At 71.9% G+C, this 25702-nt stretch carries 21 protein-coding genes; 11 read left to right on the top strand and 10 right to left on the bottom strand.

Going from position 1 to position 25702, the window contains the following annotated elements:
* Window positions 1–22: 22 nt before the first annotated feature.
* The 4 genes from ABT354_RS19770 to ABT354_RS19755 all read left to right on the top strand — a co-directional run bounded on the left by ABT354_RS19770 (window position 23) and on the right by ABT354_RS19755 (window position 5162).
* Window positions 23–817, top strand: coding sequence for a hypothetical protein (locus ABT354_RS19770; RefSeq protein WP_351495446.1), 795 nt, complete (start codon window positions 23–25; stop codon window positions 815–817).
* A gap of 1002 nt (window positions 818–1819) precedes the next feature.
* On the top strand, window positions 1820–2941 hold the full coding sequence (locus ABT354_RS19765; protein WP_351495444.1) for a ParA family protein: 1122 nt from the start codon (window positions 1820–1822) through the stop codon (window positions 2939–2941).
* On the top strand, window positions 2938–4287 hold the full coding sequence (locus ABT354_RS19760; protein ID WP_351495442.1) for a hypothetical protein: 1350 nt from the start codon (window positions 2938–2940) through the stop codon (window positions 4285–4287). Before ABT354_RS19765 ends, ABT354_RS19760 begins: the two co-directional genes overlap by 4 nt.
* A 296-nt stretch (window positions 4288–4583) precedes the next feature.
* The gene (locus tag ABT354_RS19755) at window positions 4584–5162 is read left to right on the top strand and encodes a P-loop nucleotide/nucleoside kinase family protein (RefSeq protein WP_351495440.1); all 579 of its coding nucleotides are present in this window, start codon (window positions 4584–4586) and stop codon (window positions 5160–5162) included.
* Window positions 5163–5342: 180 nt separating this feature from the next.
* On the opposite strand, the gene ABT354_RS19750 is transcribed toward ABT354_RS19755, so the two are convergent.
* The 7 genes from ABT354_RS19750 to ABT354_RS19720 form a co-directional block, all read right to left on the bottom strand.
* The gene (locus tag ABT354_RS19750; RefSeq protein ID WP_351495438.1) at window positions 5343–6485 is read right to left on the bottom strand and encodes a hypothetical protein; all 1143 of its coding nucleotides are present in this window, start codon (window positions 6483–6485) and stop codon (window positions 5343–5345) included.
* Window positions 6482–9211 (bottom strand): Gfo/Idh/MocA family oxidoreductase, encoded by a 2730-nt coding sequence (locus ABT354_RS19745; RefSeq protein WP_351495436.1) that lies wholly within the window; start codon window positions 9209–9211, stop codon window positions 6482–6484. The genes ABT354_RS19750 and ABT354_RS19745 overlap by 4 nt, the downstream gene beginning before the upstream one ends.
* A gap of 71 nt (window positions 9212–9282) precedes the next feature.
* Complete coding sequence (locus tag ABT354_RS19740; RefSeq protein ID WP_351495434.1) at window positions 9283–10362, bottom strand: phosphotransferase enzyme family protein; 1080 nt, start codon at window positions 10360–10362, stop codon at window positions 9283–9285.
* Between the two features lie 10 nt (window positions 10363–10372).
* Window positions 10373–11185, bottom strand: a complete 813-nt coding sequence (locus tag ABT354_RS19735) for an IolE/MocC family protein (RefSeq protein WP_351495432.1) — start codon at window positions 11183–11185, stop codon at window positions 10373–10375.
* Window positions 11182–12096 (bottom strand): hypothetical protein, encoded by a 915-nt coding sequence (locus ABT354_RS19730; RefSeq protein WP_351495430.1) that lies wholly within the window; start codon window positions 12094–12096, stop codon window positions 11182–11184. Before ABT354_RS19730 ends, ABT354_RS19735 begins: the two co-directional genes overlap by 4 nt.
* The gene (locus tag ABT354_RS19725; RefSeq protein ID WP_351495428.1) at window positions 12093–13007 is read right to left on the bottom strand and encodes a hypothetical protein; all 915 of its coding nucleotides are present in this window, start codon (window positions 13005–13007) and stop codon (window positions 12093–12095) included. Before ABT354_RS19725 ends, ABT354_RS19730 begins: the two co-directional genes overlap by 4 nt.
* Window positions 13004–14104 (bottom strand): hypothetical protein, encoded by a 1101-nt coding sequence (locus tag ABT354_RS19720; RefSeq protein ID WP_351495426.1) that lies wholly within the window; start codon window positions 14102–14104, stop codon window positions 13004–13006. The genes ABT354_RS19725 and ABT354_RS19720 overlap by 4 nt, the downstream gene beginning before the upstream one ends.
* Before the next feature lie 474 nt (window positions 14105–14578).
* On the opposite strand from ABT354_RS19720, the gene ABT354_RS19715 reads away from it, so the two are divergent.
* The gene (locus tag ABT354_RS19715) at window positions 14579–15994 is read left to right on the top strand and encodes a helix-turn-helix domain-containing protein (protein WP_351495424.1); all 1416 of its coding nucleotides are present in this window, start codon (window positions 14579–14581) and stop codon (window positions 15992–15994) included.
* A 249-nt stretch (window positions 15995–16243) separates the two neighbouring features.
* Here ABT354_RS19715 and ABT354_RS19710 read toward each other — a convergent pair whose 3' ends face one another.
* The gene (locus ABT354_RS19710; protein WP_351495422.1) at window positions 16244–17248 is read right to left on the bottom strand and encodes an XRE family transcriptional regulator; all 1005 of its coding nucleotides are present in this window, start codon (window positions 17246–17248) and stop codon (window positions 16244–16246) included.
* Between the two features lie 643 nt (window positions 17249–17891).
* Between ABT354_RS19710 and ABT354_RS19705 the strand changes: the two genes are divergently transcribed.
* The 6 genes from ABT354_RS19705 (at window position 17892) to ABT354_RS19680 (ending at window position 24330) form a co-directional block, all read left to right on the top strand.
* Complete coding sequence (locus ABT354_RS19705) at window positions 17892–18065, top strand: hypothetical protein (protein WP_351495420.1); 174 nt, start codon at window positions 17892–17894, stop codon at window positions 18063–18065.
* A 101-nt stretch (window positions 18066–18166) separates the two neighbouring features.
* The gene (locus ABT354_RS19700; RefSeq protein WP_351495419.1) at window positions 18167–19942 is read left to right on the top strand and encodes an asparagine synthase-related protein; all 1776 of its coding nucleotides are present in this window, start codon (window positions 18167–18169) and stop codon (window positions 19940–19942) included.
* Window positions 19943–19992: 50 nt separating this feature from the next.
* Window positions 19993–20238, top strand: a complete 246-nt coding sequence (locus ABT354_RS19695) for a hypothetical protein (protein WP_351495417.1) — start codon at window positions 19993–19995, stop codon at window positions 20236–20238.
* Window positions 20235–20660 (top strand): lasso peptide biosynthesis B2 protein, encoded by a 426-nt coding sequence (locus ABT354_RS19690; RefSeq protein ID WP_351495415.1) that lies wholly within the window; start codon window positions 20235–20237, stop codon window positions 20658–20660. The genes ABT354_RS19695 and ABT354_RS19690 overlap by 4 nt, the downstream gene beginning before the upstream one ends.
* Window positions 20661–20816: 156 nt before the next feature.
* Window positions 20817–22763, top strand: coding sequence for an ABC transporter ATP-binding protein (locus tag ABT354_RS19685; RefSeq protein ID WP_351495413.1), 1947 nt, complete (start codon window positions 20817–20819; stop codon window positions 22761–22763).
* Window positions 22764–22986: 223 nt separating this feature from the next.
* Window positions 22987–24330 (top strand): NsdA family TPR-like regulatory protein, encoded by a 1344-nt coding sequence (locus tag ABT354_RS19680; RefSeq protein WP_351495411.1) that lies wholly within the window; start codon window positions 22987–22989, stop codon window positions 24328–24330.
* Between the two features lie 424 nt (window positions 24331–24754).
* On the opposite strand, the gene ABT354_RS19675 is transcribed toward ABT354_RS19680, so the two are convergent.
* On the bottom strand, window positions 24755–25018 hold the full coding sequence (locus ABT354_RS19675; RefSeq protein ID WP_351495409.1) for a hypothetical protein: 264 nt from the start codon (window positions 25016–25018) through the stop codon (window positions 24755–24757).
* 1 nt (window position 25019) lies between these two features.
* Complete coding sequence (locus ABT354_RS19670) at window positions 25020–25619, bottom strand: hypothetical protein (RefSeq protein ID WP_351495407.1); 600 nt, start codon at window positions 25617–25619, stop codon at window positions 25020–25022.
* Window positions 25620–25702 lie beyond the last annotated feature (83 nt).

Below are 25702 nucleotides of genomic sequence, written 5' to 3'. Positions count from 1 at the left end.
CAGATCTGGCAGAGTGCTGGGTATGCCCAAGGGAAGTGCAGCACCTCTTGTAGACCGAGACACCACACCGATCGTGAGGCGGATACGGAAGCGGCTCGCCGAGGCCGGCGACGGAGACCTGGAGCTCTTCCCCGCGCCCGAAGACGTGTACGGGGTACTGGTCTACGTCCGGGAACACGAGTCACTCCTGGAGAAGCCGGTCGAGCGGCTGGAGGCGCTGCGGAAGCGCACCGAGAAAGAAGAGGAACGGCTCACCGCAGCCCGGGTAGCGCTTCAGGAGCACGCCCTCGACCGTGTCCTGCTCATCCGACGAATGCGCCAGCTGCTAGACGTCCAGGAGGCCGCCGTTCTCGACGCTTGCACCCGCGCCAAGATCACGGGGCAGACCGTGGCGAAGGCGATGGGCCTGGAGTCGCGCGGCGGCCCAGCGCTCCGGCGAGAGCGCCTGCGCCTGGCGATTGCCTCCGGATGGGAAGTACGAACTCCCCGGATCGCAAAGGAACGAGAGCAGCAAGAGGCGAAGGAAAGGGAAGAGGTTGTGTCGGGCCACGCCCGCGTGCGCGAGGTCGCGTTGAACCTCCTTTCCCACCGTCCTGCCTTCATCGAGGTCGAGGACTTGGATGAGTGGTGGGACGACCTTCAGTGGTACCTCGATGGCAACGACTCGGACTCCCTGGCGCAAGCGAGCGTGCTCACCCACCTGCGACTGATCGTCAGAGACCTCCGGACTCAGTCCATCCTGGCCTCGATGCCCCCGTCCGCCGACGCGCGAGCGCTCCAGTCCCTCGCCGAGGCGGAAGCAGTGACGAAGTGGTGACCTTGATGGCTGCCCCCCCATCAAGGACCGTGTATAGGTGCGCAGTTCACCTGACCGTCTGCGGGCGCATGCTGAGAGGCATCTCCCCATGCGCAGCCAGCTGGCTGACAGGAGCCATGGGCGGGTAGGCCGCGTAAGTGTCCGGTTGAAGGCGGGCCGCCTGAGGAGATCGGGCCGGCGAGCAGCCGGGCCAGCCGTCCTGCAACGCAGCACATTCAGATTGGTAACTACCGTGTCGGAGCAACGTTGGCGGGGCGAAGTGACGCTTCGTACCTGCCGGGAACGCGCGCGGTGTCGGTGACTGTGCATTTCCTGGAATGCCTGTCCCGGAATTCTGCGGCCCCCATCATTGTCTGCTGCATACCTGCGACCTGGCATTTGGTCTTGATGGCGTGCTGCCCGTGGAGCGAGCTGGTTGTGCTGACGGGCTGCTGGCCGGCCGGGGTGTCTAGGATCCTGAAATGAGACGTAGCGTCTCGCTTCGACGTCTCGGCATGACACTCTCTAAAGGTAACGAAATTGCAACGCAAGCCCCCTGACCTGCGGTTTTCACAAAATCACATACCTCACTCACCTACTCACCCCAGAACTCAGCCCTTCGGTGGGGCGCGTGTGGAGCGAAGCGAGGATGCTGACGGAGTCGCTCTGGGGCGCTCGACGGGTAGGGCGCCGGGGGGAGTATCTGTGCAGGGCTCATCCCTTGCTGACTGGCGATTAGGGGAACACTCAGTTACGAGAAGTGATCGCCGGAATGGATGGTTGGTGAGGGTGTCATCGGCAGTAGAGAGCTGGAAGGGGGATCTGAAAGGAGCACGTCACACTGACAACTGACTTCATGTGTCATCCCAGCCAGCCGCTCGGGAGTCGTGTAGTCTCACGCCGAGATCAGCCTGGCTGAGGTGCGATCTGTCGTGCAGGGGACGTCTCCCCTGCCGGAGGGGGGAACCCTCTGAGGCAGGTCCAGCACATGCATCCGACCGCCCCTAAGACTGCGGAGACGTCTTGGAACTCTTCGAATTCGCGGACCTCAGCGATCGACTTCCCGAGATCGCCGGTTTCGATGACGACACGACAGATGACGAGATTCGTGAACTCGTTGAAAAGCTCCGACCCCATCTGCGCAACGTCATAGGGGTCACTATCGGCAAGGGTGGCCAGGGTAAGACCACGCTCTCGTCGAACATCGCCTACATGCTCGCCGAAGAGCAGGAGAAACGAGCAAGGAACGGCAAGTCCGCCAAGCCGGTTCTCTATGCAGAGCTCGACGCCAACGGTAACGGTCGCCGCGAGTACGGCCTGCAAGGCGGCGAATTCGACGACAGTGGTGCCCGGTTCGTCCAGTCGATCGTCGCCGACGGGCCGTTTACTGTCGTCAAGAACGTCCGCCCGTACCTGGACACGACCATCGGCGGGCCGAAGATCGGTGACCTGAACCGGCACGTAAACCGACTGCACTCGGCGCACGGTAAGAGCGCCTTCCTGCTGCTCGCACTGCTGCTTGCACAGATCTCGCACCACTACCGGTGGATCGTCCTCGACTTCTCGCCTGGCGACAAGGAGATCCAGAAGCTCGGCCTGGCCACCACAACCCATCTCGTTGCGCCGATCATGGACGACGACAACGGAACACTGGACGGCCTTTCCGCCCTCGCCCGTCTCATTCGCATGATCAACAAGCTGCTCAACCCCGAGGCTGCTCTCGCCGCCATCGCCTTCCTGGGCTTCCCCAAGGTTCACGACAAGCAGACATCGAAGCTGGAGCTCGTCCGGGAGAAGATCCTCAACCAGCTCAGCAAGGCCAATATGGACCCCGATTTGATGCTGAGCGAGCACATCCGCAGGGCCGAGGGTCTCGCCACCCAGTGCCGTAACCAAGGTCGCCCTGCGCGCGAGATGGCTCGCGCGGCCACGGGAACCCTTGTCCATCATGAGACGGAACAACAGGTCCCGCGTCCACGCGATGAGAAGGGGCGTCTCATTGACCCGGAGATGGCCGTGAAGCTCGCGGGCGACTACGGCACCGTGGCTGTTCAGATGATTGCGCGTGTACGGGCCCGCAATAACGAGCTGAAGGCAGCGGAAAACCAGCGTCAGGCGTCGAAGATGGAGGAGGCATCCGCATGAGCAGCACTGCGCGAAGGGCCAACCAGAAGGCTGTGACCGGCGGGTCCAAGCAGGAGAAGGAGACCACTGGCCCCTCGAAGAAGGCCGCCACTCCGAACAAGCACCTCATCGTTCCCGACCTGGACTTCGATGGCGGCGACGATGACGACGATGACGACGACTACGGTCCGCCGAAGTTCGAGCCTTCCAAGAAGGACACCGCGACCCCCGCTCCTGCTCTGCCTCAGCAGGTCGAGAAGGAGCAGCTTCTCCCGGTGGTAGCTGAGCCTGAAGTAGCCGAACCGGCTGCCCCTGTCGCCGTCTTGGGAGAGGCCGGGATCCCGCAGCAGCCGGAGAAAGTACAGGCTCCTCAAGAGCCGGCTGCCGTCGACGTCCCCGAGAGGGCGACCGCGCCCGCAGCACCCCAGCACCAGCCCGTGATCGAGGGCGCCCCGCGGCAGGAGGAGCGTGCCGAGCCCGAGCCGACCGCCGCGATTGAGGGATCCTCGGAGCCGCTGCCCAAGCACCCCGACGTGCTGTTGGGAGATCCTGTGCAGCCTGCCTCCGTGGACAACCAGGTCCAGCGCTTGGCTGGTCAGGTCGGTGGGGCAACGGTACCGGGCTCAGCACTGGCCCCGACGCGCTTCTCGGACGGCACCCGTGGTGGGCACGCAACCGCCACGGAGGTCTACGGCGGGTCTACCGGTGGGAGCCTGCAAGTCCGCCGTCCTGGCCGACGACGGGTCCGCGAACCGTTCAACCCTGAACTGCAGCCGAGCGGCCCCACCGCGGCCATGCTGGAGATGGCCGAGCGGGCACCGGGCTACGCGGCGCTGCTTACCGTCTACTCTGCCGCGCAGACGAAGATGGAGCCCTTCGGCGACCGCAACATCCATCTGTACGGGCTCACCGCCGACGATGCAGGTCTCCAAGTCGTTTCGGACAAGGCGCTGCTGAAGACCATCTCCGGTCACGAGCCGAAGCTGACGCTCGCGCACTACGTGGATGCGGCGCTGGAGCCCGCTCTTGCTCCGCTTAACCCCTCGGGCACCGATCGCCAGGAGATGGAAGACGAGCGCGACTACGTGTGGCAATTGGCGCAGGGCGCCCTCAAGTACCGTAGGTACGTGCTCAGCGACCCGCAGACTGCGGCATTGCCCAAGTACAGGGCCAAGAGCCTTCTGCGTACGCCCGTGAACGAGCGGTTTACTCGCATGCTCAACCTGATTGATTCGCTTGCCGGGATAAACGCCAAGCCCTTTGAGATCGTTAGCGCCATTGTCGCTGGCTACCTGGAGAAGCTCCCGACGGAGCAGGACAGTATGAAGAAGGTCTTCGAGAAGCACCTGATGACCTCGATCCACTGATCCTGGCTCCCTTGGAGCGCAAGGGAAGAAGAGCCAGCAGGGGAGCACCGGATGAGTTTGCACCTCATCGGTCCCACTCTCGGGCTGCCACCGAGCACCGCTGCTCGGTGGCGGCCTGCTGCGTTCTCCAGCGGCAGTGGAACCGACTCCCGCACTGCCATCGGTCTCATCAGGTGGCACGATCGACTTCGGGCGTCACTCCTGCACCAGACGCTAGGTTTCCACGAGTTCAGCGGCGGTCGACTCAGCGCAGCCGCTGGTCGACCGCACGCTCACCCGTCCCGGAAGGCCATCCTGTGCCCACCCGCCAGCCTGTCGTCGTCATCGTGTCCGGACCCCCCGGCGCCGGGAAGTCCACCCTCGCCACCAAGCTTGCCGCGCTACTGACCCTTCCCCTCTACAGCCGCGACGCCATCAAGGAGGCCCTCTTCGACAGCTTGGGCTGGTCCGACCGGCAGCGCTCCAGAGAGCTCGGGGCCGCCTCTGCGAACGTACTGTTCGCCCTTCTGGAAGATGCGCTGACTGCTGGCTCGGATTGCCTTGCCGAGTCCAACTTCCGCCGCAGCCGCTCGACGCCGGACTTCCGCCACCTCATCGAACAGACCGGCTGCGCCGTGGTCCAGGTTCAGTGTGTCGTCGACGGCCCCCTACTACTGGCCCGCGTTGCCGCCCGCTCCGCCTCCACCGAACGGCACCCCGGTCACTGCGACGGCCAGAACGCCGACGAGTTCCGCGACGAGCTGTTGGCCGGCCGCTACGAGCCCCTGGACCTGCCCGGACCGATTTTCACGGTCGACACCACCGATTTCCAGGCCCTCGACCTCCCTGCCCTTGCGGCCCAGATCAGGGGCTTCCTCCACCCCGAAGCCCCCTGAACAACCAGCCCTGAGGGGCGGGTCGGGTATCTCCAGACCAGTGAACTACGCCGCTGCGTTCGGCGAGGCCGCGCAGTTCCGTGGAGGTGGGTCCGGAAGACAGCAGGCTGACGATCAGTGTCTTGGTGGCTGGCCGGGCGTGCTTCTCCTGCGGGGCAAGCCGTTCCGCGGAGCTGACTCTTACCCGGGCGAGGAGCACGGTGTGCTCGCTTGGTGGATGAGGTGGGCGTTGGAGTCGTGGTCGTGGCCGAGGGTGAGTTCGTGGTGGGGCAGCGCGAGGAGGTGTTGCAGTACGCGCTGTTGGTGGTTGGTCGCCGGGTGTCGGGTGATGCCGAGGACGTCGGGATACCGGTTGGGCCCGGTGGTGAAGACGGCAGGTCCGATAGGCCCGGGCGGGCTGATGGCCGGTGTGCCGGCGGGCCGGTTGATGCGGGTCTGGAGGATCCGGTCGGCGGTGGCCTGGAGGGCATGGGGGAGGTGGAACCAGTTCTGGAGCTGGTGGGGCCAGAGCTGGGCCTTGCGTTCGCGGCCGCTGGAGGTGAACAGCGGGCCCGGGTCCCTGTCGGTGGTGAGGGCGTGGGTGACGGCCGGATGCTGGGTGGGGTGGGGCGGTTCCCCGGCGTTGAGGTGGGCTCGGACGGTGGGGGTCCAGCCGAGGGCGTTGAGGAGGCCGAGGCCGATGGTGGCGGCGGAGGGCCAGGGCAGGAGGTCGAGCCTGCCGTCCGGGTTGGGGCGGGCGTAGCAGCAGTCGGTGGCGAGGAGGGTGGCGCCGGTGGTGGCGAGGGTGAGGGCCGTGGTGGTTTTGCCTGCGCCGGGTCCGCCGAGGGCGAGAACGGCGTGTCCGGTAGGGAGTTCGGCGGCGGCGGCGTGGAGGAGGGTCCATCCGTCGTTGACAAGCCGGGCGTGGAGGAGATGGCGGGTGAAGCGGGTGGTGGCGACCGCGAGGTTGCAGGGATGGTGGTGTCCAGGGTGGGGCGGGCCGGTGTGGGTGATCTCCAGGTGCTGGGGGGTGGGGGTGTAGCGGTAGGTGAGGGTGGGGTGGGTGAGGTTGCGAGCGGTGACGGTGCCGTCGGGGTGGGGGGTGTAGGCGAGGTGGTCGCGGGCGAAGACGGCGCGGTGGGTGTGGGGCCGGTCGTGGTCGAGGGGCGGTCCGTCGTGGAGTGCGGTGACCTGCGGCCCGGCCGCCGTGGCGGCGGCGGTCGCCGTGGCTTCGGGCCAGTGAGGGCTGAAGTAGGCGCGGGCCCAGTCGGTGACGTGGGCGGTGTCGGTGTTGATGGTCGTGTGGTGTCCGCCGGTGGTGAGGGTGAGGGTGAGGGTGTTCACGGGCGGTCTCCGGTTCCGTCTCGGTGGTCGGGGGGCCGGTGCGGGGTGCGGGTGCGGAGGTGGCCGGCGATCCGGGCGATCCGCCGCAGAGGTGTGAGATCGGGCGGCGGGAGCGGGCCGGTGTTGAGCAGGGTGGTGGCGCCGTGCTGGAGGGAGGTCTCCAGCGGGGAGTCGTAGAGGACCTGGTCGTCGAGGAGGCGGCCGGCGGGGGTGTGGGTGGTGAGGCGGTGGTGGTTGCGCTCCAGCTGCCAGCCTCCGGGAGTGGTGACGGGGTCGAGATGGAGCGCGGCACGGCCCGTCGTGGTGTGGATGGTGAGGTGCCGGTGCCGGTCGTCGCCCAGGCGCAGCCCCCGTGCCCACGGCCCACCGGGGGACGGATCAGGTTCGGGTCCGGTGGGCTGGTCGGTGGGGCCGAGGATGGAGGAGGTGAGGGTGAGCCGGATCGGAGACCGGCCGGGTGGGGTGAGGGTGGTGTGTTCGGTGAGGGCGGCGACGAACAGACCGGGGTGGTAGACGGGTTCGAGGCGGCTGTTGGTGACGGGGTCGGTGGCGAGGTAGGTGTTCCAGAGGTGTTCGGGGAGGGTTTCGCGCAGGACGGCGAGCATGTGGAGCCACTCGTATCCGAGGACGCCGTAGTGGGGGTCGGTGAAGCGTCCGCGGGCGTGGTCGGGGCGGCGGTCCTTGGTGAAGACGATCTCGATGCCGGTGATCGGGGCGGTCGGGTCGAGGGCGCGGCGGAGGGCGGGGAGGGTGGTGGTGTGGCGGTACTGGTCGTTGACCACGACCCGGGCGTCGGGGTGCTGGTCGAGGAGTTGGAGGAAGGCGGTGATCTCGTGGCCCTGGCAGGCCGGCTTCTCCAGCAGCACGCGGGCGGCCGGCTGGTGGGCGAGGATCGCGCGCAGGACGGGGAGGTGGTCGGCGGTGGGGCAGCACACGGTCCACAGGTCGATGCCGGCCGCGATCCCGGGCGGGAGGGCGGCGACCTCGGTGGGGAAGGTGCGCCAGGCGGCGGGGAGGTCCTGGTGCTTGGGGTCGATGACGGCGAGGGTGGCGCCGAGCTGGGCGAAGACGTGGGTGTGGAGGCGTCCGGCGGTGCCGTAGCCGACGACCGCCGCCCGCCGCGGCGGCGGGCCGGCTGCGGTCCGGGGCGCGGGACCGGCCGGCGGCACGGAGACGGGCATGGGGTGGCTGGTGCAGTGGAGCCGGTAATACGCCTCCCACAGACCCGCGTTGGTGATGGCGGTGTCGGCCCAGGCGGTGTGCACGCCCGGCGGCGGGGGCGTCTTCGTGGTGCACAGGGCGTGGGCGGCCAGAAGTGTGGCGGCGCGGTAGGCGTCGTAGCCGCCGTTAGGGATGGAGTCGGCCTCGAAGAGGTTCAGGGAGCGCCCGTCGCCGAGGAGCGTGACGGCGCGGGCGCCGGGGAGGGTGAAGCGGACCCCGGTCCCGGGGATGACCGTGCGGTCGTACCGCGGGTGTTGGGTGAGGTGGGAGAAGTCGGCGGTGGCGAACGGGGCGAGGAGGACGCCGTCGGGCAGGAGGGGGACGTCGTCTGCGGCGAGGGCCTGTTCGCCGGTGGTGCCGATGATCACGGTGGGGGTGGTGGCCAGGAGGGCGTCGGTGAGGGTGCGGCAGGTGGCGAAGCCGTCCTCGGCGGCGCCGATCAGGGTGGGCAGGTCGGTGTCCACGACCGTGACCCGGCACCCCAGGACGTGCAGCTGTGCGGCGAGGCGGGAGCCGAGCGTGCCGTAGCCGAGGAGAAGGATCGGGCGGCCGATGAGCTTGCGCTCCGGGAGGATCGTGCGCAGGCGGCGCAGGCAGGAGTCGGCGATCTCCCGGTACCCGAGCCTGGTCTTCACCTGGGAGCGGGCGAGGTTGAGGACGGGGACGGCGAGCGGCGGGGCGGCGGCGATGCGTTTGAGGCCGCTGACCGTGAGCTCCAGCGCGGCGTCGACCCGGTGGCGCGCGGTGCGGGTGCCGTAGCCGCGGGCCAGCAGCCCGCCGTCGTCGACGACGAGGACCCGGCGCCCCGCCTGGTGCGCGGCGTCGATGAACCCGTCGACCGCCTCTCCCGCTGAGGCGAGTTCCCGGGTGTGGGCGGCCGGGTCGTTGACGTGGGCGTTGTCGAGGAGGGCGGAGGTGTAGCCGCACGCTCGGAAGGTGGCGTGCACGCGGGTACGGCCGAGGGTGCGGTCGCCCTTGTCGAGGGCGAGGATCCAGCGGGCCGGGATGCCGGCGCGTTCCATCGCCGTCACGAAGCCGACGGAGTGCTCCAGGTAGTGGTCGCGGAAGATCATCGCCCAGCCGGAGAAGGGCGGATCCGGGGTGCTGTAGTGGTCGAGGAGCGGCATCCCGGACCGGATCGCGTCGAGTTCGGCCGGGGTGTAGGGCAGGGCGTGACGGTCGGTGAGGTGCTGGTGCAGTGCCTCGGCCGGTAACCGGCCGCCCGGGCGGGGCTCGATCAGGACCTCCGCCCCGGCATCGGACTGCTGCGACTGCCTGGTGGTGGTCTGCCAAGCGGAGATGGCGGGTTTCCAGCGGACGCTCACCGCAGCCTCCCCCGCCGCCGTCCGCAGGCACAGGGCGCGCGTTCCGGCCGGGTCGGTGGTGAGCCCGTGCGCGCGGGCGAACGCGGTCACCGCGGCGCGCGTCTCCTCCCAGGACAGGGGGAAGCGTACGGTGCTCCACCGGTCGTCGGGCTGCTCGCTCGTAGCCGCTGTACTGGTCACACCCATCGGGATCACTCCAGACGCAGAAGGGAAGGGGAGGGGGCGCCCGCCCCGGGGCGGGCGCCGTGCGGCTACCAGGACCCGGCGGCTTCGGCGAGGGCGCGCTCGACGTCGGGCAGAGCGTCCAGGAGCCGGGTGGCCGCCGTATGCCGCAGCAGCCAGAACCGGTCCAGGTCGTCCTGAAGGAGGCCGGGCTTGAGGTAGTGCTCCTTCACCCCGTACAGGCTGGTGACGAGCTGGATCAGCGCGACCCGCGCGCAGCCGGTCACGTCCGCGGCTGTGTGGTGGGGGTTGGTGGCCTGGTAAGCGTGGACGAGGCGGACGCCGGCGCTGATCCAGTCGGAGTCGTGGACGACCGTCCGCGGGTCGAACGCGATCCTCCCCAGCTCGTACGCGACCAACTCCGGTGCGGGCGGAAGGAAGTCGAGAACTCCCGTGAGGACGTCGTCCTCGAACAGGATGTTGACGGCCGAGTAATCGCCGTGCAGGACCTGGGTGGTCAGCCCGTCAGGAAGGTCCGCGATCAGCTCCGGCAAGCGCTTGAGGGCGGCGCGGCGCTCGGTCAGGGTCCGCACCGCCTCTTCGTCGAACCCGTCCGGGGCGGGGCGGTCGACGATGAGGTTGAGGAGCTGGTCGACCGCAGCAGTGAGCTTCGCCGCCGGGTCGGCTGTCCGCCACTTCGCCAGCCGCCGCGATTCACCGACCGTCGCGGCCGGGTGGTCGGCGAAGGCGGCGTGGACAAGACCCAGGGCGCGGCCGGCGGCCTCCTGCTGCCCGGGGGCGAGCCCCCCGTCGACGCTGCGGCCGGGCACCCACTCCCAGACCGAGACGGCGAGGTCCCCGCTGGTGGCGATCATGTCGCCCGTCCGGGTGGGTCGCGGGACGGCGACGGGCACGCCGTGCTCCCCCGCGAGGCGGCTCTGGCCGATCGCCGCCCGCTCCGCCGCCAGGTCCGTCCCAGGCAGGTAGTGCTTCACGAACAGGGTCTCGCCGCCGCGGGTGGCGCGGTAGTTGATGGTGTTCTGCCCGGCCGGAAGGCGGGTGAGGCGGACCTCGCCGAGGCCGTAGGCGTGCTCCAGCAGCGCGCCGAGTCCTTGGGCCGGATCCAGGGCGCCGGCCTGGGCCGGCGGGGTCGGAGTCGGGGTGGGCACAGAGGGCTCCTCAAGGTTGCGGACTGGGGGACGAACACCCTAGGCCCGCGGGCGGGGTGGTCGTGGCGAGATGGGTCCACCAGGTGGCGGCCTGCCGGTATCGGGCCAGGCATTCGGCCGGGGTGCGGGGGGTGCCGGTCCACTCGAAAGCGGTCTCGACTGTCCGCCCGGCCCGGATCCGGCCGAGGGTCCGCGCGGCGACGGCCCTTGGCCCGGGGCCGTCGAGGCCGGTGCCGGGGTCGGACAGGTGCAGCACCCGCACCGCGCCGAACACCCGCGCGAGCACGGCTTCCCCTGTTGCGTTCGGGAGGGCGGGGGCGAGCTGGGCGGTGTCGGCCAGCAGCCCGAGCCCGCCGTCGAGCAGCGGCCGGAGGGCGGCATACGGGGCGGGGGTGAGCCAGGCTCGGTGGTGGAGTTCGGCGAGCAGCGGCACCGCGACCGCTGGCAGCACGCGGTCCGCCCATGCTTCGGGGGTGGTCGGCGGGCGGGCGGCGAGAAGGCGGACCCAGCCGGCGCCGAGTCGGACGGCGGCGTCCGCCAGCCGGGCCAGTTCCCCGCGAGCGGGGTTCCGGACGGCCGGGTCGGGGTGGAGGAGGTCAGCGAGGTCAAGATCCGCGGTCACCCCGGTCACCGGCACCGTCTCGGCCGCGGCCCGCGCCCAGTTGTCCAGCACGGAGGCCGGGCGGTGGGCGAGGTCGTAGCCGCGCGGGCCGCCGCGCAGGTGCACGAACCCGGCCCCGGACTCCCGGGCCCAGTTCAGGAGGGCGGGGACGTCCAGGCTGCGGACGCCGATGCTGTAGAGCCCGACCGGCGGCACCGTCACCGGGTCCTCCAGTCGAACAGGATGACCGGATCGGCGGGCCGGCCGGGCGCGTTGAGCAGGGCGTAGACCTCGGGGGCCTTCTCGCCGGGCACGATCCGGCACCACGCGGCCAGCAGGCCCGGGTCCACCATGGCGCTGATCCACTCGGCGCATCCGGTGAACGCCGCCTCGTACGCCCCCGGCGGGACGGGGACGAGTTCGTGCATCCCGACAACCGTCACCCCGCTGCGGTGCACGTCCCGCGCGGGCAGGACCGCGTCGGGACCGGGGGTGCCGAGCAGGCCGAGAACACCGCCGGGCGCCGTCAGCGCGACCGCCCGGTGGACGTCCCCGGTGGTGTCGATCACCAGCCCGGCGGGCCGAGCCGCCTCCGGTTCGGTGAGGGTGACGTACGGGGCGCGGCCGATGGGCGGGTAGCGGCGGCCGGTGACGACGGTGATCCGGTCGGCACCGCGACGGTGGAGTTCCAGGACGCAGCCGAGCGCGACGGGCCCCGAGCCGATCACTACCGATAGGTCGAGGTCTGCGGCCGGGGGGAGGCGGTCGAGGCCGAGGCGGGCGATGTGCTGGAAGCGGGCGACGCCGAGAGCGGTGACCGGCACCGTGCCGGGCGCGGTGAGCACGCCGGGGGCGGCCGGGTCGAAGACCGTGCCGTGCGGGACCGGGCCCAGCACCCACACCTCCGGCCCGCCGCCATCTCCCGGTGCCCGGCCGGCGTTCATGTATCCGGCGTCCCGGCCGGGCCCGGCGAGGTGACGGCGCTCGGTCCCCGGGCTCAGCACACTGAACTCGCCCCGCGCCCAGCCGTCCGGGAGCCGCTCCGCGAACCGTGGCCGGAGGTGGGCGCGGCCATGCGCGAGATGGACCCGGGCACCGCTGTACCGGGACCGGGCGGGCGGCTCGGTTGTCATGGTGTTCCTCCAGCGTGGGTGCGGGTCAGGTGGTCGATCCGGTCGGCCAGGTGCTGGGGTGTGCCGCGTGCCGTGTGGAGCGGCACCTGGTCGGCGAGGGCGCGGACCATGAGGAGCCGGTGGTGGGCGAGGGGTTCGGTTTCCAGGGTCCGCAGGACGAGGTCGCCGTGGTCGAGGACCCGGTCGAGGAGGTGGGAACTGGCCCGCCACCACACCGACACCGCGGTGTGCGCGTCCAGGAGTTCCGGGGCGTCGCCCGTCCGGGGGTCGCCGTCGACGTCCACCGTCACAGCGGCGGTGAACGGCACCGGCCCGCCAGGCGCACGGTCGAGGAGGCCGGGGTGGCCGGCCAGGTCGATCCGGTCGCCGGGGTCTGCAGGCAGCGGGAGCCCGGGGAGCCAGCGGTGTACGGCGCCGGGGCGGACGATGAACGCGCTCGTCCCGCCCACCAGCCGGTACCCGGTGGTGCTGTCGGGGAACGGGGTGTCGAGGAGGGTGACGTCCCCGGCGAGGATCCGCCAGCCGCGTTCGGCGAGGGCGAGTGCGGTCAGGGACTTACCCGCGCCGTGCGGGCCGAGCAGCAGCACCGCGACTCCGTCGCGTTCGACGGCCACGGCGTGCAGGGCCAGACACCCGGCGGCCAGGTGGAGGAGGTGGAGATGGGCGTTCAGCAGCCGCCGCACGTCACCCACTCCGGCCCCGTCAGGCACATGTGCCACCGGGCGCGAACCGTCCGCGTCCGGGTAAGGCCATGGGGGTCCGGTGACGCCGGGGAGGTGCGGCAGCACCCGGTCCCAGACCCCGGCGGGCACCGGTCCGGTGTGCACGGTCAGCGCGCGGCCCGCGCTCACGAGCTCCCACCAGTCGGTCTCGGTGCTGGGTGGTCCGGTGGTCGGCCGGTGCCGGTTCATCGCCGGTCCCCGATCGCCGGGATGACGGGGGCCAGCACGTCCCAGACCTGGGCCGTCGGCAGCACACGGGCGGGCACCGCCAGCCGGGCCACCGGCCGGCCCTCGGCCAGGTCCTCCTCCGGCGGCGGGGTGACGGCGTGGTCCGCGAGGCGCGGACCGCCCATCAGCCCGATCGGATCACTCACATACACCTGCTGGCGGGTCACCGCCGCAGCGCGGCGCAACGCCTCCTTCACCGTCTCCGGCGCGGCCGGGCCAGCGGTCACCGGCGCGTCGTCGCCGGGGTTCTCCACCACAATGAGCACACCGCAGGGAGTCGGTCCCGTGCTGCGGACGCCGAGAACTTGGCGGTGCTCGGCCGGGGTGAACAGCACCCGCTGCCTGTTCCAGCCGTTCATGATGCGGTGCTCGCGCCGTCCGGTATCCGGGGCGACGCCGTCCAGATCGGCGGGGAGGGCAATGCGGGTGGGCCAGCCGATCACCGGCCGCCCGGGGCGGACCAGGACGAGGTCGTCGGCGAGAAGCCGGGCCCCGACCTCGCGCACCGCCCTATGCGCCAGCGTCGACTTCCCCCCGCCGCTGGCGGCGAGGAACACCAGCGCGCGGCCCTCAAGTTCGACGGCGGAGGCGTGCAGCATCCGCCACCCTGCGGCGAGCAGCCGGGAGGCGAAGAACACCCGGGCCAGCCAGTCCGCCCACCGCACCCCCACCCCGTCCCCCTCGGCCACCAGCAGCCGGGTCGTGCGGGCACGGACATCGACCTCGATCCCGGCGGCAGGGGCGCCGGGCCGGTAGCAGGCCGTCAGCCGCAGCACCGCGCCCGCGGTGTCCCGGACGGCGAGACGGCGCCCGGAGTACGGCAGACACACGACGAGATCTCCGGTGTCGTCGTACGGGGCAGCGGCCGGGCCATGGAGGATCTCCAGCGTCCAGTCCTGAGCTCCCACCGCAGGAGTCTCGTCGGCGCACGGCGGCGTGAGCATCGCCACCACCGCGTCCGCCGCGCCGGAAACCCCGGAACGTACGAGCAGCCGGAAGCCTTCCAGGGCCAGCACCCTGACCTCCGGACCCGCAACGCCTGGTCGGGACACGGTCATCTCCTCCTGATTCTCTGTCTCGTCGTCCGGGGCGGTGGCCCGGTCTGTCCTACCGGCCCGGCCGCTGCCCCGCCCGATCAACAGCCGGACCTGGCCTGAACCCACCGGCACCCCCGGGCACCGGAGCCCGCCGCCGCACGGCGCGACAGCGGGACGGTCCTGGTGCGTTGTGCGTCAGCCGCCGGGCGGGGGCGGGGTGGGCAGGGGCCCGGGGGGCGGGGGAGGCGGCGGAGGCGGAGGCGGTTGAGGGACCACGGGCTTCTCCTTCCAGAACAAGCGGATCCGTGCCGGGGTCATGGCTCCGGCGGGTTGGCCGAACACCACCGACAGTGGGCCCCGGCCCGGCGCGCGCCCAGAGGAAGGCCCTATAGGACCGCGCCCTGAACGCTCCCTTCGCGCCCCTGACAGCCCGTCCGGGCACGCCTACGCTGAACCGGTTCCCCTGTCCGGCACCCTCGTTCTGGGAGAGGACTCGTGCATCTCGACCTCACCGTCCCGCACGAGCTGTGGGACCGCCCCGCCATGCGCCGCGCGCTCGCCGACCGCGACATCGGAGCCGTCTTCCGTCTCGTCCGGCAGCACACCGGCGTCAGCCAGACCCGCCTCGGCGCCGTGACCGGCCTGGCCCAGTCCGACGTCAGCGCGATCGAACGCGGCGCCCGGACGGTGACCAGCGCCGACGTCCTCGACCGCATCACCTCCGGGCTCCACATACCGAACGGCCTCACCACCCCGGCCACCGCAGCCGCCGGGACCCGGCCGGGTGGAACCCTGCGCTTCGCCCCCACGGGCCCCGCGGACGGGACTAGGGTGGGCCCGGCATCAGGCCCGGCCGACGCGGAGGACCCTGTGAAGCGACGCGACCTCGTGAACGGAGCACTCGGCATCAGCGCCGCGCTCCTCACCAGCACACCCGCCCACGCCACACCCTCCGGGCCGCCCACCGCACCCCTGGAACGGGCCCTCTTCGAACCACCCGCCGCCCGGCCTGCCTCGCATGCCGATCTGGCCCAGGACCTCACTCGGGCCCGTGCCGCGTTCAGCGCCGCCCGCTACCAGGCCCTCGGCCGCGCCCTGCCGGCGCTGATCGCCACCGCCGAGGCCACCCGCGACCACGCCCGCCCCGGGCACGCCCGCGACCGGGCCCACGCCCTGATCGCCCGCGCCTACGTCCTCGCTGCCGAACTCGCCGTCAAAGAGGCCTCCGAGGCCGTCTGGGTGACCGCCGACCGTGCCCTCGTCGCCGCCCGGGCCAGCGGCGACCCCCAGGTCATCAGCGAAGCCGCCCGGATGGTCGCCATCGCCATGCGCCGCGCCGGCCAAGGTGAGGAGGCCGTCGGGTTCCTCACCCGCACCGCCCTCGACTTCGACGGCTACCGGGGCGACCCGCCCCCGGCCGCCCTCGCCGCCAAGACCTGCCTCCTGCTCACCGCCGGATACACCGCCGCCTGCGGCGGACACCGCACCACCGCCCTCGACCTCGTCGGCGAAGCCGACCAGAGCGCCCACCGCATCCCCCACGACCAGCCCGGGCACGGCCTGTTCACCATCACCGCCAGCCCCGCCCAGGTCGACCTCTACCGCATCGGCGTCCACACCCAGCTCGGCACCCCCGACGACGGCATTACCTACGCCCAGCGCGTCGCCCCCGCCCGGCTCCCCACCGCCGAACGCAAGGCCCGCTTCCACACCGACACAGCCCGCATGTGGCACCGAATCGGCCGCCCCAACCGCGTCTACACCCATCTGCGCGCCATTGAGCACGTCGCACCGGAAGAACTCCGGCGCCCCTCCCTTCGCACGGTCACGACCGACCTCCTCTACACCCGGCAGTCCCAGGCGCTGCCCGGTATCCGTGCCTTCGCCGCCCGCCACGGTGCTCTCCTGTGAATAGGCCGAGCATCACGGGCCGACTGGGTACGTGACCGCGGTGCTCTACTGCGGCTGCGCCGCGATGATGGCCAAGAGCGCCGTCTCCTCCGTGAGGCGGGTCCGTGCTGCACGCCGGGGGTCCCCCTGGCACGCGACAGCCCTCGCCGGCTGCTCCTGCGGGAGCGACGGACCGGCGTTGCGACGCCGTGCGGACGACTTCGCGCGGTAGATGACCGGCTCCCGGTCCGCACTGGCACACCGCACTCTTCAGTCCACGCCGCTGCGTCCGGCGAGGCCCCGCAGTTCTGCCGAGGCGGATCCGGAGGCCAGCAAGCTGACGATCAGCGACTTGGTGGCGGGCCGGGCATGCGTCTCCTGCGGAGCGAGCCGCTCCGCGGCGAGGAGGGCATCCAGACATTCGGTGCGGCGGCCGAGACGGTCATAGGTGAGGGCGATGTCGCCGAGCGCGCGGGAGCGGCGTTCGAGGCTGGGCAGCGCGTCCAGGGGGATCGCGGAGGCGGCGGAGAGCGCGGTCAGGGGGTCTCCGGCATGGACTTCGGCGCTGACGCGATGGAGCTGAACGGTGAGGGGGGTGAAGCCGCCGCCGTGGTCGCGCAGCAGAGGGGTGTCGCCGAGTTCGCGGGCGATGGCGGCGGCTTCGTCGGTCAGCACGCGCATTCCGTCCCGGTCGCCCCGGCGCGCAAGGGTGTATGACGCATTTTGGATCAGGCGTCCGCGTGCGGCGGTCCCGGCGCGCCCGGCTGTGCGGAGGCTGAGGTCGTCGGCGGCGGTCAGCGCGATCGACAGGGCTTCGCGGTGCCAGCCACTTTTCCTTGCAAGGACGGCGCTCTGCCCGGCCGCCTCCGCGACGGTGAGGGTGTTGCCGCCGGTCTCCGCGGCCTGCCGGGCGCGGTCTGCGGCCAGCCAGCCCAGCTGGATGGCATCCAGCTTGACGAGCGTGCGGGTGACCAGCAGGTATGCCTGGGCGAGGAGGGTGCAGTGCTCCGGGTCGGTGGGAGCGGCGAGGGCGCGGGCGGTGTGGATGAGGTGGGGCAGCCGGATGGCGAGAGCGGTGTAACGGCAGGCGTCGAAGTCGGCGCGGGCGCGGGTGAGGTCCGCGGCGACGGCTGGCGCGGACGGGCTCGTGGGAGCGGGGACGGGGCCGAGCAGGGCGTCGCGGACGCGGGTGACGATCAGTTCCCCGAGCAGGGCTTCGTCGGCGTGGGCCGGTCCGGTTCCGGTGAGTGGGGAGCTGGTGACCGTGGCGGCCAAGCCCGCTAGCAGCTTCCTTCGCCGCAAAGAATCTTCACCGTCCTCCCGTGCGATGGCGCCCAGCCTAGAGGTTGGCCGCCGGGTGTGGGCCGCAACCCTTGTTGCCGACTGGAGGAGTGGGCGGCCCGGGGCGGGTGTGGTCGGGGTTCGGGAGGTGCGACGTGGGTCGAGGCCGAGGCGCCTCAGCGGATTTTCGGCGATCCCGTCGCCCGGGACACCGTCGTCCACCACCTCGGCCGCTCCCGAACCGCTGCCGGTCGGCGTGCCCTCACCGGGCTCGCGGACCGGATGAACCTAGCAAGCTAGGAAGAGCCGCGTCCGGTACGCCGGGCCCATCCTGGCCTGTTCGCCAGCACCTTCATCTCGGCGTGGGCCGCTTTACTCAACGGCCTGCCGCCGTTCACAGCGGCTTCGTTCTTCCGGAAGAGGGTGGGACCGGTTCGGCTTGGTGGGACCTGCTCGTGCCGGGGCTTCGGCGGGCCGAGGTGGCGGAGGCAACGCGAGGCAACAGCGCACGGCTTCCCGTGGGTTGGGTGTGCGGGGGACGGTGGAGGTCAGGCCACGGTCCGTCGGCCGGGTGCCGGAGCACGAGTGGGCCGTGGTCGACCGATCCGGATGCGATCTTCTGTTTGGAGGAAGTGCCATGTTCACGCACATCAGTCCTTCCGTCCCGTCGTCCGAGCCCGGGGTGGCGGTCTCCCCCGGTCCCGTCTTCGGCCTGCCGGCCGGGTTCAGCGCGGAGGAGTCCACGCTGGGGCAGCAGAACTTCAACGACGCCGACACCGGCGGGACCAACTACTTCGAGAGCTCCAACTGACACAGCGGGGTGTTCTTCCCGGGCGGGCCGGTGGTTCACCGGCCCGCCCGGGTCCGTCTCCGTGGAAGGGAAGGGTGGGGGCTGTGCAGGAGAGGTGGCTCATGGGCGGGTGGCCGCCGGAGGCCGGGCGGGCTCCGAGCGCCGCGGGCGGGCCCGTGGACGGCGTGCCCGGTGTCCGTACCGGACTGCGGTGCCGGACCGTCCATGTGACGGGCGACGGGGTCCGGGTGGCCGTGACCGCCGGTCCCGGGAACGTCGGGAAGCTCCGGCAGACGTTGCTGAGCGCGGCGGGTGCGGGCCGGTGGGCGGAGTTGGCCACCCTCGCGGGCCGGGCCGGTGGTAGCTGGGTGCTCGCTCACCGTGGTGAGGAGTTGTTCATGTGCGGGGACCTGTCCGGGGCGCACCCCGTCTTCTACGCCCCAAGCGGTTCCGGTGTCGTCTGGTCCACCAGCATCGGGCGGCTCGCCGACGAAGTCGGTGCAGTTGTCGACCTCTCGATGATGGCGGCGCAGATGGCGGTTGGGCCGGAGCACTGGCCCGGACGGACCCTGTACGAGGGCGTCCGGGCGGTGCCCGGCGGGTACGGGCTGCTCCTGGCCCCGGGGCGGCTGGAGCTGGTGGATGTGCGCGGCCCGCAGGCGCATCTGTCCCTGGCCGAGGGGGCGCCGGTGTTCGGTGAGGCGCTGCGGGACGCGGTCCGCGACCGGATGGGAGCCGTCGGTGGCCGGGCGGGGGTGGACATCTCGGGTGGGCTGGACTCGTCGGCGGTGGCGATCCTGGCCGCCGGGCACGGGGAGATCCGCGCCGTCACGTATCACGATCCGTATTGCAGCGCCGAGGATCTGGAGTACGCGCGGCGCGTGGCCGAACACCTCGGTGTCCCGCTCCGCGTCGGCGAGGGCGCGCTGGACGAACTGCCGTTCTCGTGGTCGGCGGGGCAGCCGATGACGGAGCGGCCGGCGGCGATGAGCCTGGTGATGGGCCAGCAACGGCTGTATCTGGAGCCGGTCGCCGGGTGGCCGGTGCACCTTTCCGGACACGGGGGTGATGTGGTGCTGGATTCGTGCAGCGCGGGGTTCACGGCCCTGGTGCAGTCGGGGCGGCGCCGGGAGGCGCGGCGGGAGGTGACCGGGTGGGCCCGGGGGCGGAACCGTTCGCCGCGGCAGGCGTGGCGGGCTGTGGTGCGGGCGGCGGACCTGGGGCACGCCGGCTCCCTGCGGGAGGCCGCAGCGGTAGTCCGCCGGGCCGGGCCGGATACGTTCACGGTGCCGGCGCCGTGGTGGCAGTGGTGCCGCCCGGCGCCGTTCACCGGGTGGCTCACCGGCGAGGGCCGGGAGCGGGTGGCCGCGCTCCTGGACGAGGCCGCGCCGGGCGTGGTGGAGGAGCGGGCCGATGTCGCGGCGCAGTGGGACGCGCTGCGGATGGTCGGCGCCGACTGCCGGGACACGCTGCCGCTGGCCGCCGACTGGGGCATCCGTCCTGCCCATCCGTATCTGGACGACCGGGTCGTGCGGGCGGCGTTCGCCGTCGACCCCCTTCAGCGGCGCAGCGTCACCGCGTTCAAGCCGCTGCTGGCCGCCGCTGTCACGGAGGTCCCGGGGTGGCTGGCCGGCCGGACGTCGAAGGGATCCTTTTCCCGTCAGCTGATCGCCGGTGCGCTGCGGCGGGAGCGGGAACTCGCCGACCTGATCACCGCCAGCCCGTTCGTCACGGGCGGTCTGGTGGACGCCTCCCGGGCCGTGGCGGCGCTCGCCGGTCTCGGCGGGCACGGATCGAGGGCGCTGTTCAGCGTGCAGCGGCTGGTGATGGCCTGTCACTGGCTCGCCGCCCGCGAACACCTGGACGGGTCCGGGAGCCGGGCGAGGGTCGCGTGCTGAGCCCGGCCCGCGGGGTGCACTGGGCCCGGATACCAGGGGCGACGGCCGTTTTGAGCCTGCGGACCGACACCTGGTGGATCCTCGACGGAGCGGTGGCCCGGATCTGGGACGCGGTAGTCGGGGGAGATGACCTGGACGTCTTGGCCGGGGAGCTGACCGGCCCCGGCAGCGACCTGGCGACGACCCGCACGGCCGTCGGCGCCGCGCTCGACCAGATGCGGTCCGCGGGCCTCCTCACCGACACCAGCGGCAGGAGGCCGGGACTGCGTGCGGCGCGGTGGAGGTGGTGGCGGTGACGCGGGTCCTCGTGGTGCCCGAACGGTCCCGATGGCAGCTGCGGCTGGCCGCCGCCGTGGCCCTGACCGTGGTGGTCGCCGTCCGGGTCCTTCCGCCGGGCTGGCGGATCAGGGTCCGTATCGCGCTGGCCCGCGTCGCCCGCCCGCTCCCGCCCGCCAGCGCGGGACGCGTACGGGCGGTCTACCGGGCGGTCGCGTCCTGCCGACTGGGTTGGTGGAGGGGACAGCTGGACTGCAAGGACCGGGCCGCGGCCACCGTGCTGGCCACCGCTCTGACCGGGCGTCGCTGCCGTCTCGTCCACGGCGCCCGCGCGCTTCCCTCCGGCTTCCACTCCTGGGCCGAAACCCTCGACGGGACACCGGTCGGCACAGAGGAGGACAACGGCGGCGACCACCCGTGGACCGCCATCCACCGCACCTGAACCCGGTACACCCGGCCATCGCGCGGAGATTCACCCGAACGAGTGGATTCCGGCCCCGCCGAAGTTGACTCCCTGAGGCCGGGAGCAGCGACAACGCGGGTACCGCCAGGCGGAATCGGGTTGATGGGGCTACGGCGGACGCCGTTCGCTTGTTCCGTGACTCCCTCAACTCCCCTCCCCGCCCAGGGCCCGGCCGCCGGGGCCGCACCGGTGCCGGGCGCGCCGCCGGTGATGCGTCTGAAGGAAGACGCGCACGAGGCCCGGCAGTCCTCGGTGACCGCCCGGGCGATCGCGGCCCGTCTGCCGGGCGCGCTCGTCCGGGCCTGGTGCCTGGGCTGGCAGGCTGACCGGCGCTGCGTTCTGTTCCTGCTGGTCGGGACGGTCGCGTGTGCGCTGCTCACCGCGACCGCGCTGCGCGCGACCGCCGACCTCCTAGCCCATCTGCTGGCCCCCGGCAGCGCCGCGGGGCGTCTTCAGGACGCGGTCCCGGCTCTGGTCGTGGTCACGGCGGCGACCGGGCTGGCCTACCTCGCTGACGCGGGCACCCGCCTCGCCGCGACCCGGCTGGCCCCCCAGGTGCACCGGGAGGCCGACCTCGCCGTCATCACCGCCTCCACCCGGGCTGAGCTCGGCGCCTACCACGACCCCGCGTTCGACAAGGCGAGGTTCGCCGCGACCGAGGGCGCGAAGAAGAGTGGTGAACTCGTCCACAGTGCGCAGGGGTTCGTCGCCGCGACCGCGCAGCTCGCCGCCGCCACGATCGTCGTGGCCTCGCTCAACGCTCTGCTGCTGCCGGTGATGCTGCTGGCGGTCGTCCCGCGGGTGTGGGGGGCGGTGCGGGCCGCGCAGATCCAGCACTCCACCGCCCATCGCAACCTGGCCGACAGCCGGCTGCGCGGTGTGCTGGCCCAGTACGCCACGGACGGCTCCACCGCCCCCGAGGTCCGCGCCTACACCATGGGCGGCTTCCTCCTGGACCAGTATCGGGCCACCTCCCACCGCCTCGAACAGGAGCAGTACTCCGGGGCCCGCCGGGGCGCGCTCGCCCAGGGCACCGGGGACCTCCTGGCCGCCGCCGCGACCCTGACGGTGTGGGCGTGCATCGTGTTCCTGCTGCTGAACGGGCACATGAGTGTCGCCGCCGCCGCGACCACCGTCCTCGCCGTGCGCACCGCGAACACCGCCCTCACCGGCAGCGTCAGGGCGTCCGCGTCGCTGTTCACCACGGGTCTGTACGTCACCGACTGGGCCGCCTTCGTCGACTCCGCCCCCGCCTGGGCCATGAACCGCGGCACCCACCCGGCGCCCGCGGGCGGTCCGGACGTGATCGAGGCCCGCAGTCTCACCTTCACCTACCCCCGCGGCACCGCCCCGGCTGTCAACGGAGTTGACCTGACCATCCGGCGTGGCGAGGTGATCGCCCTGGTCGGTGAGAACGGCTCCGGGAAGTCGACGCTCGCCCGCCTCCTCACCGGCCTCATCCTCCCCACCGAAGGAGCCGTCACCTGGGACGGGCACCCCACCCGGGATCTCGACCCGGACAGTCTGTGGCAGACGATCGCCCTCGTGCCCCAGGACTACACCCGCTGGTCTTTCACGGCCCGCGACAACATCACCCTCGGCCGCCCCCGCCTCGGCGGTGACCAGTCGGTTCAGGAAGCCGCCCGCAACGCCGGCGCCGACACCGTCCTCGCGCAGCTCCCCCAGGGCCTGGACACCTCCCTCGCCCGCTCCTGGTGGGGCGGCCACGACCTCTCCGGCGGCCAGTGGCAGCGCCTCGCCGTCGCCCGCGGCTTCCACCGCGACGCGCCCGTCGTCGTCCTGGACGAACCCACCAGCGCCCTCGACGCCCGCGCCGAGCACCAGCTGTTCACCCGCCTGCGGACCCTCGCCCACGGCCGCGCGGCGACCCTCTTCATCACCCACCGCCTCGCCAACGCCGCCGTCGCCGACCGCGTCATCGTCCTCCACCACGGACGCGTCACCGAATCGGGGACGTACGACCAGCTCCTCGCCGCAGGCGGCCCGTTCGCCGAGATGAAGCATCTGCAGGACCGCCGCGCCGACGACCAGCCCGCCACCGCGGACGCCGCAGCACGCTGACACTCTGCGCGGCCCGGCCCCGCCGACGTGCCCCGGCACAGCGGCGGGGCGAGGGCGCCCTCGATCTCGTGCGGTGCCTGTCCCAGGCCGGATTCGGGGTGTTGCCCCGGTGTTGCCTCAATGTGCCGTTCCCAGGCGGCCGGGACCCGGATCTCGCTAGCGTTGCCCTGGACAGCACCGCTGTCGACGCAGGCCCTCTCCCACACCCGGGGGTGCACGCCGCATGCTCTTACCCACCCGCCGTCCGCCCCGCCATCTCCTGGCCGCCGTGCGGGAGTCCGCCGGGCACTCGCTGGCCACCTACGCCCGTGCCGTCGCGGTGAGCGCTGCAGCGATCGGCTATCCCGGGATGGCGTTCCGGCGGGAGAAGGTCGCCAGGTGGGAAGGCGGGGTGGAGCCGGAGATGCCTGCGCAGCTCGCCATGGCCTCTCTCCACGGGGTCGACCACGCGCGGGTGTGGGAGCGAGGATGGCCGGGCTGGCTCCTGCTCGCGCTGCCCGGCACCGACGTCCGGGCACCCTTCACCCCGGAGGCCACCTTGTCCGCCCTCGACGACCTCACCTCCGACCCCGCCCTCGCCGCTCTCCTGCCCCCTGACGTCCTGACCGACCTCACCACCCGCTGGACCGGCCACGTCCGGAATCAGATCGCCCGCGGCACGAACGGCGGCTATGTCGGCGAGGAGGTCTCCACCGCGCTCCACGCCCGCCTTACCGCCCTGTGGCACCTTGACGACTGCCTCGGCGGTGCCCCCTGCACCGACAGCGCCCGCACCGACCTGACCATGATCACCCGCATCCTCCGCCAGGCCCGCCACACCGGCCAGCGCACCACCGATCTCCACTACCTCGCCGCCGAGTACGCCCGCTTCCTCGGCTGGGCCGAGTTCGACGCCGGCCGCCCAGGCGCCGCCCACCGCGCCTGGCACACCGCGCTGCGCGCAGCCGCCGAGGTCGCCGACCCCGCCCATAGTGCCTACCTGCTGGCCAACCTCGCCCTCGCCTGTATCTACGACGGCCAGGCCCAAACCGCCGCCCGGATGCTCGCCACCGCCCGCGACCTCGCCGGAACCCGAACCACCCCCCTGGTCGCCGCGATGATCACCACCTGGCAGGTCCGCGGAGCCGCCGCCACCGGCGACGCCCGCCAAGCCGCCCACCTCCTCGCCCAAGCGGAGACCGAGTACGAACGCTCCCGCACCGGCGACGACAACCCCGCCTGGGCCTACTGGATGGTGCGCCCCACCCACATGGCAGAAACCGGCCGGGCGTTCCTCGACCTCGGCGAGCCCGCCACCGCCGAGCAACTCCTCACCGACGGTCTCACCGCCCTGGCTCCCGAGGCCCACCGCGACCGCGTCCTCTATCACGTCTGGATCGCTACCGCCCGGGTCAGACGAGGACAGCTCGACGCCGCCGCCCACGCCACCACTCAGGCCCTGAACGCCGCCCGGGTGGTCGAATCCGGCCGCTGCGCCAGCCTCCTCACCCACCTCGCCACAGAACTCGCACCCCACCGGGCATCCCGCCTCGTCCGCACCGCCCTCGAACAGATCGACCCCGCCTGAACCCCCGCCCCGATCAGGCGAACGCCAACGTGGCCAAGCGGGACGGTGCCAAGCCGATCACCTACACCGCCGACCCCGAGAAGTACCGGCGTCGGCGCTGGGAGAAGCTGGTCGAAGAGGCCGGGAAGTCCTTGCCGCAGAGGACTCCGAAGCCGAGTCCGAGCTCGCGGACGTCCTGGAGGTCGTACGGGCGCTCGCGGCAGCGCTGGGCATCGACGACGAGCGGTTGGAGACAACCCGTCAGGCCAAGGCCGAGGTGCGCGGAGGATTCTCCGCCCGGATCGTCTGGACCGGAAACCACTGACGTGCCGGTTAGCGAGCCGACGAACCGTATGCCCCCGGTCAGCTCGCGTTCCGGATAAACCCGATGCTGCGGGGAGCGGTTTGTAGTGCCGGTTCGCCGCAGCAACGCGACGAAGGGGCATCAGCCCCAGAGGCCGCGCACGACCTGCACGGCGGTGACGACGGCGACCGCGTCTGATACGTAGTACTGCACGATCGACCCGGCGACGGTGATCTGCCGATGGTGCTCCTCCTGGCCCCTGCGGACTGGGCTGGAGCCGTGCCCGTACGGGTTCCGTCCCAGGCTGCGCTGCATCTCGGTGTCGAAGCGCTGCCGGTAGGTGGCGTCCATCCCGGCGTGGACCTTCTCCGCCTGTCCGGCGTACTGGATTCGGTACTGGGCCATGTCAGGCCACCGCCTCGTCGCCGTGCCCGCCGGGGATGGTGGGTGTGTTGTCGCGGAGCTGGGCCACGACGGCGTCGGTCTCGGCCGTCACCTCGTCAGGGGTGGCGTACTGGAGGATCGTGAAGTGCAGCAGGTGCGCCGGTGTGGCGCCGACCTCCGTGTCAAACTCGGCCCGCCGGCCGTCGTCGAGCCGCGCGTGGACGCCGGCGATGGTGGCGGGGATCTCCACCGTGCCCTGCCCGGTGTAGGGGATGAACCAGACCGGGGAGTCGCCCTCGATGTCGGGGAGGTGGACCTGCTGTCCGGTCTCGTCGGTGACGCCGGTGAAATCGCCGCCCAGAAGCCGGGCCAGGGTGTCCGGGTCCTGCTGCCGGGCGGCGGGCGGCACAGCAGCGTCGAGGACGACGAAGACCAGATGCTGTCCCGGGGTTCGCGCGAGCCGGTCCTCGAAAGCGGTCCGTTCGTCAGGGCTCAGGCGGGCCCGGACTCCGTCCGGTGTGGGCGGCACGCGCACCGGTCCCCCTGCCAGTGGAAGGCTCCAGAACGGCTCCGGATCCATGTTCTTCTCCCTGGTGGGCGGCGCGACGGTGAAGGAAGTCAAGGGGCCACCGTAGCGGCACGGATCGCTCCGGAAGAGAGTGAATCGGTCTTCCTTCACACGATCGGGCGACCACCCCGGCCGGG

This window comes from Streptomyces sp. NPDC000594 (assembly GCF_040299965.1).
Lineage (GTDB): Bacteria > Actinomycetota > Actinomycetes > Streptomycetales > Streptomycetaceae > Streptomyces.
This window is presented reverse-complemented; position numbering and strand designations above follow the sequence as displayed.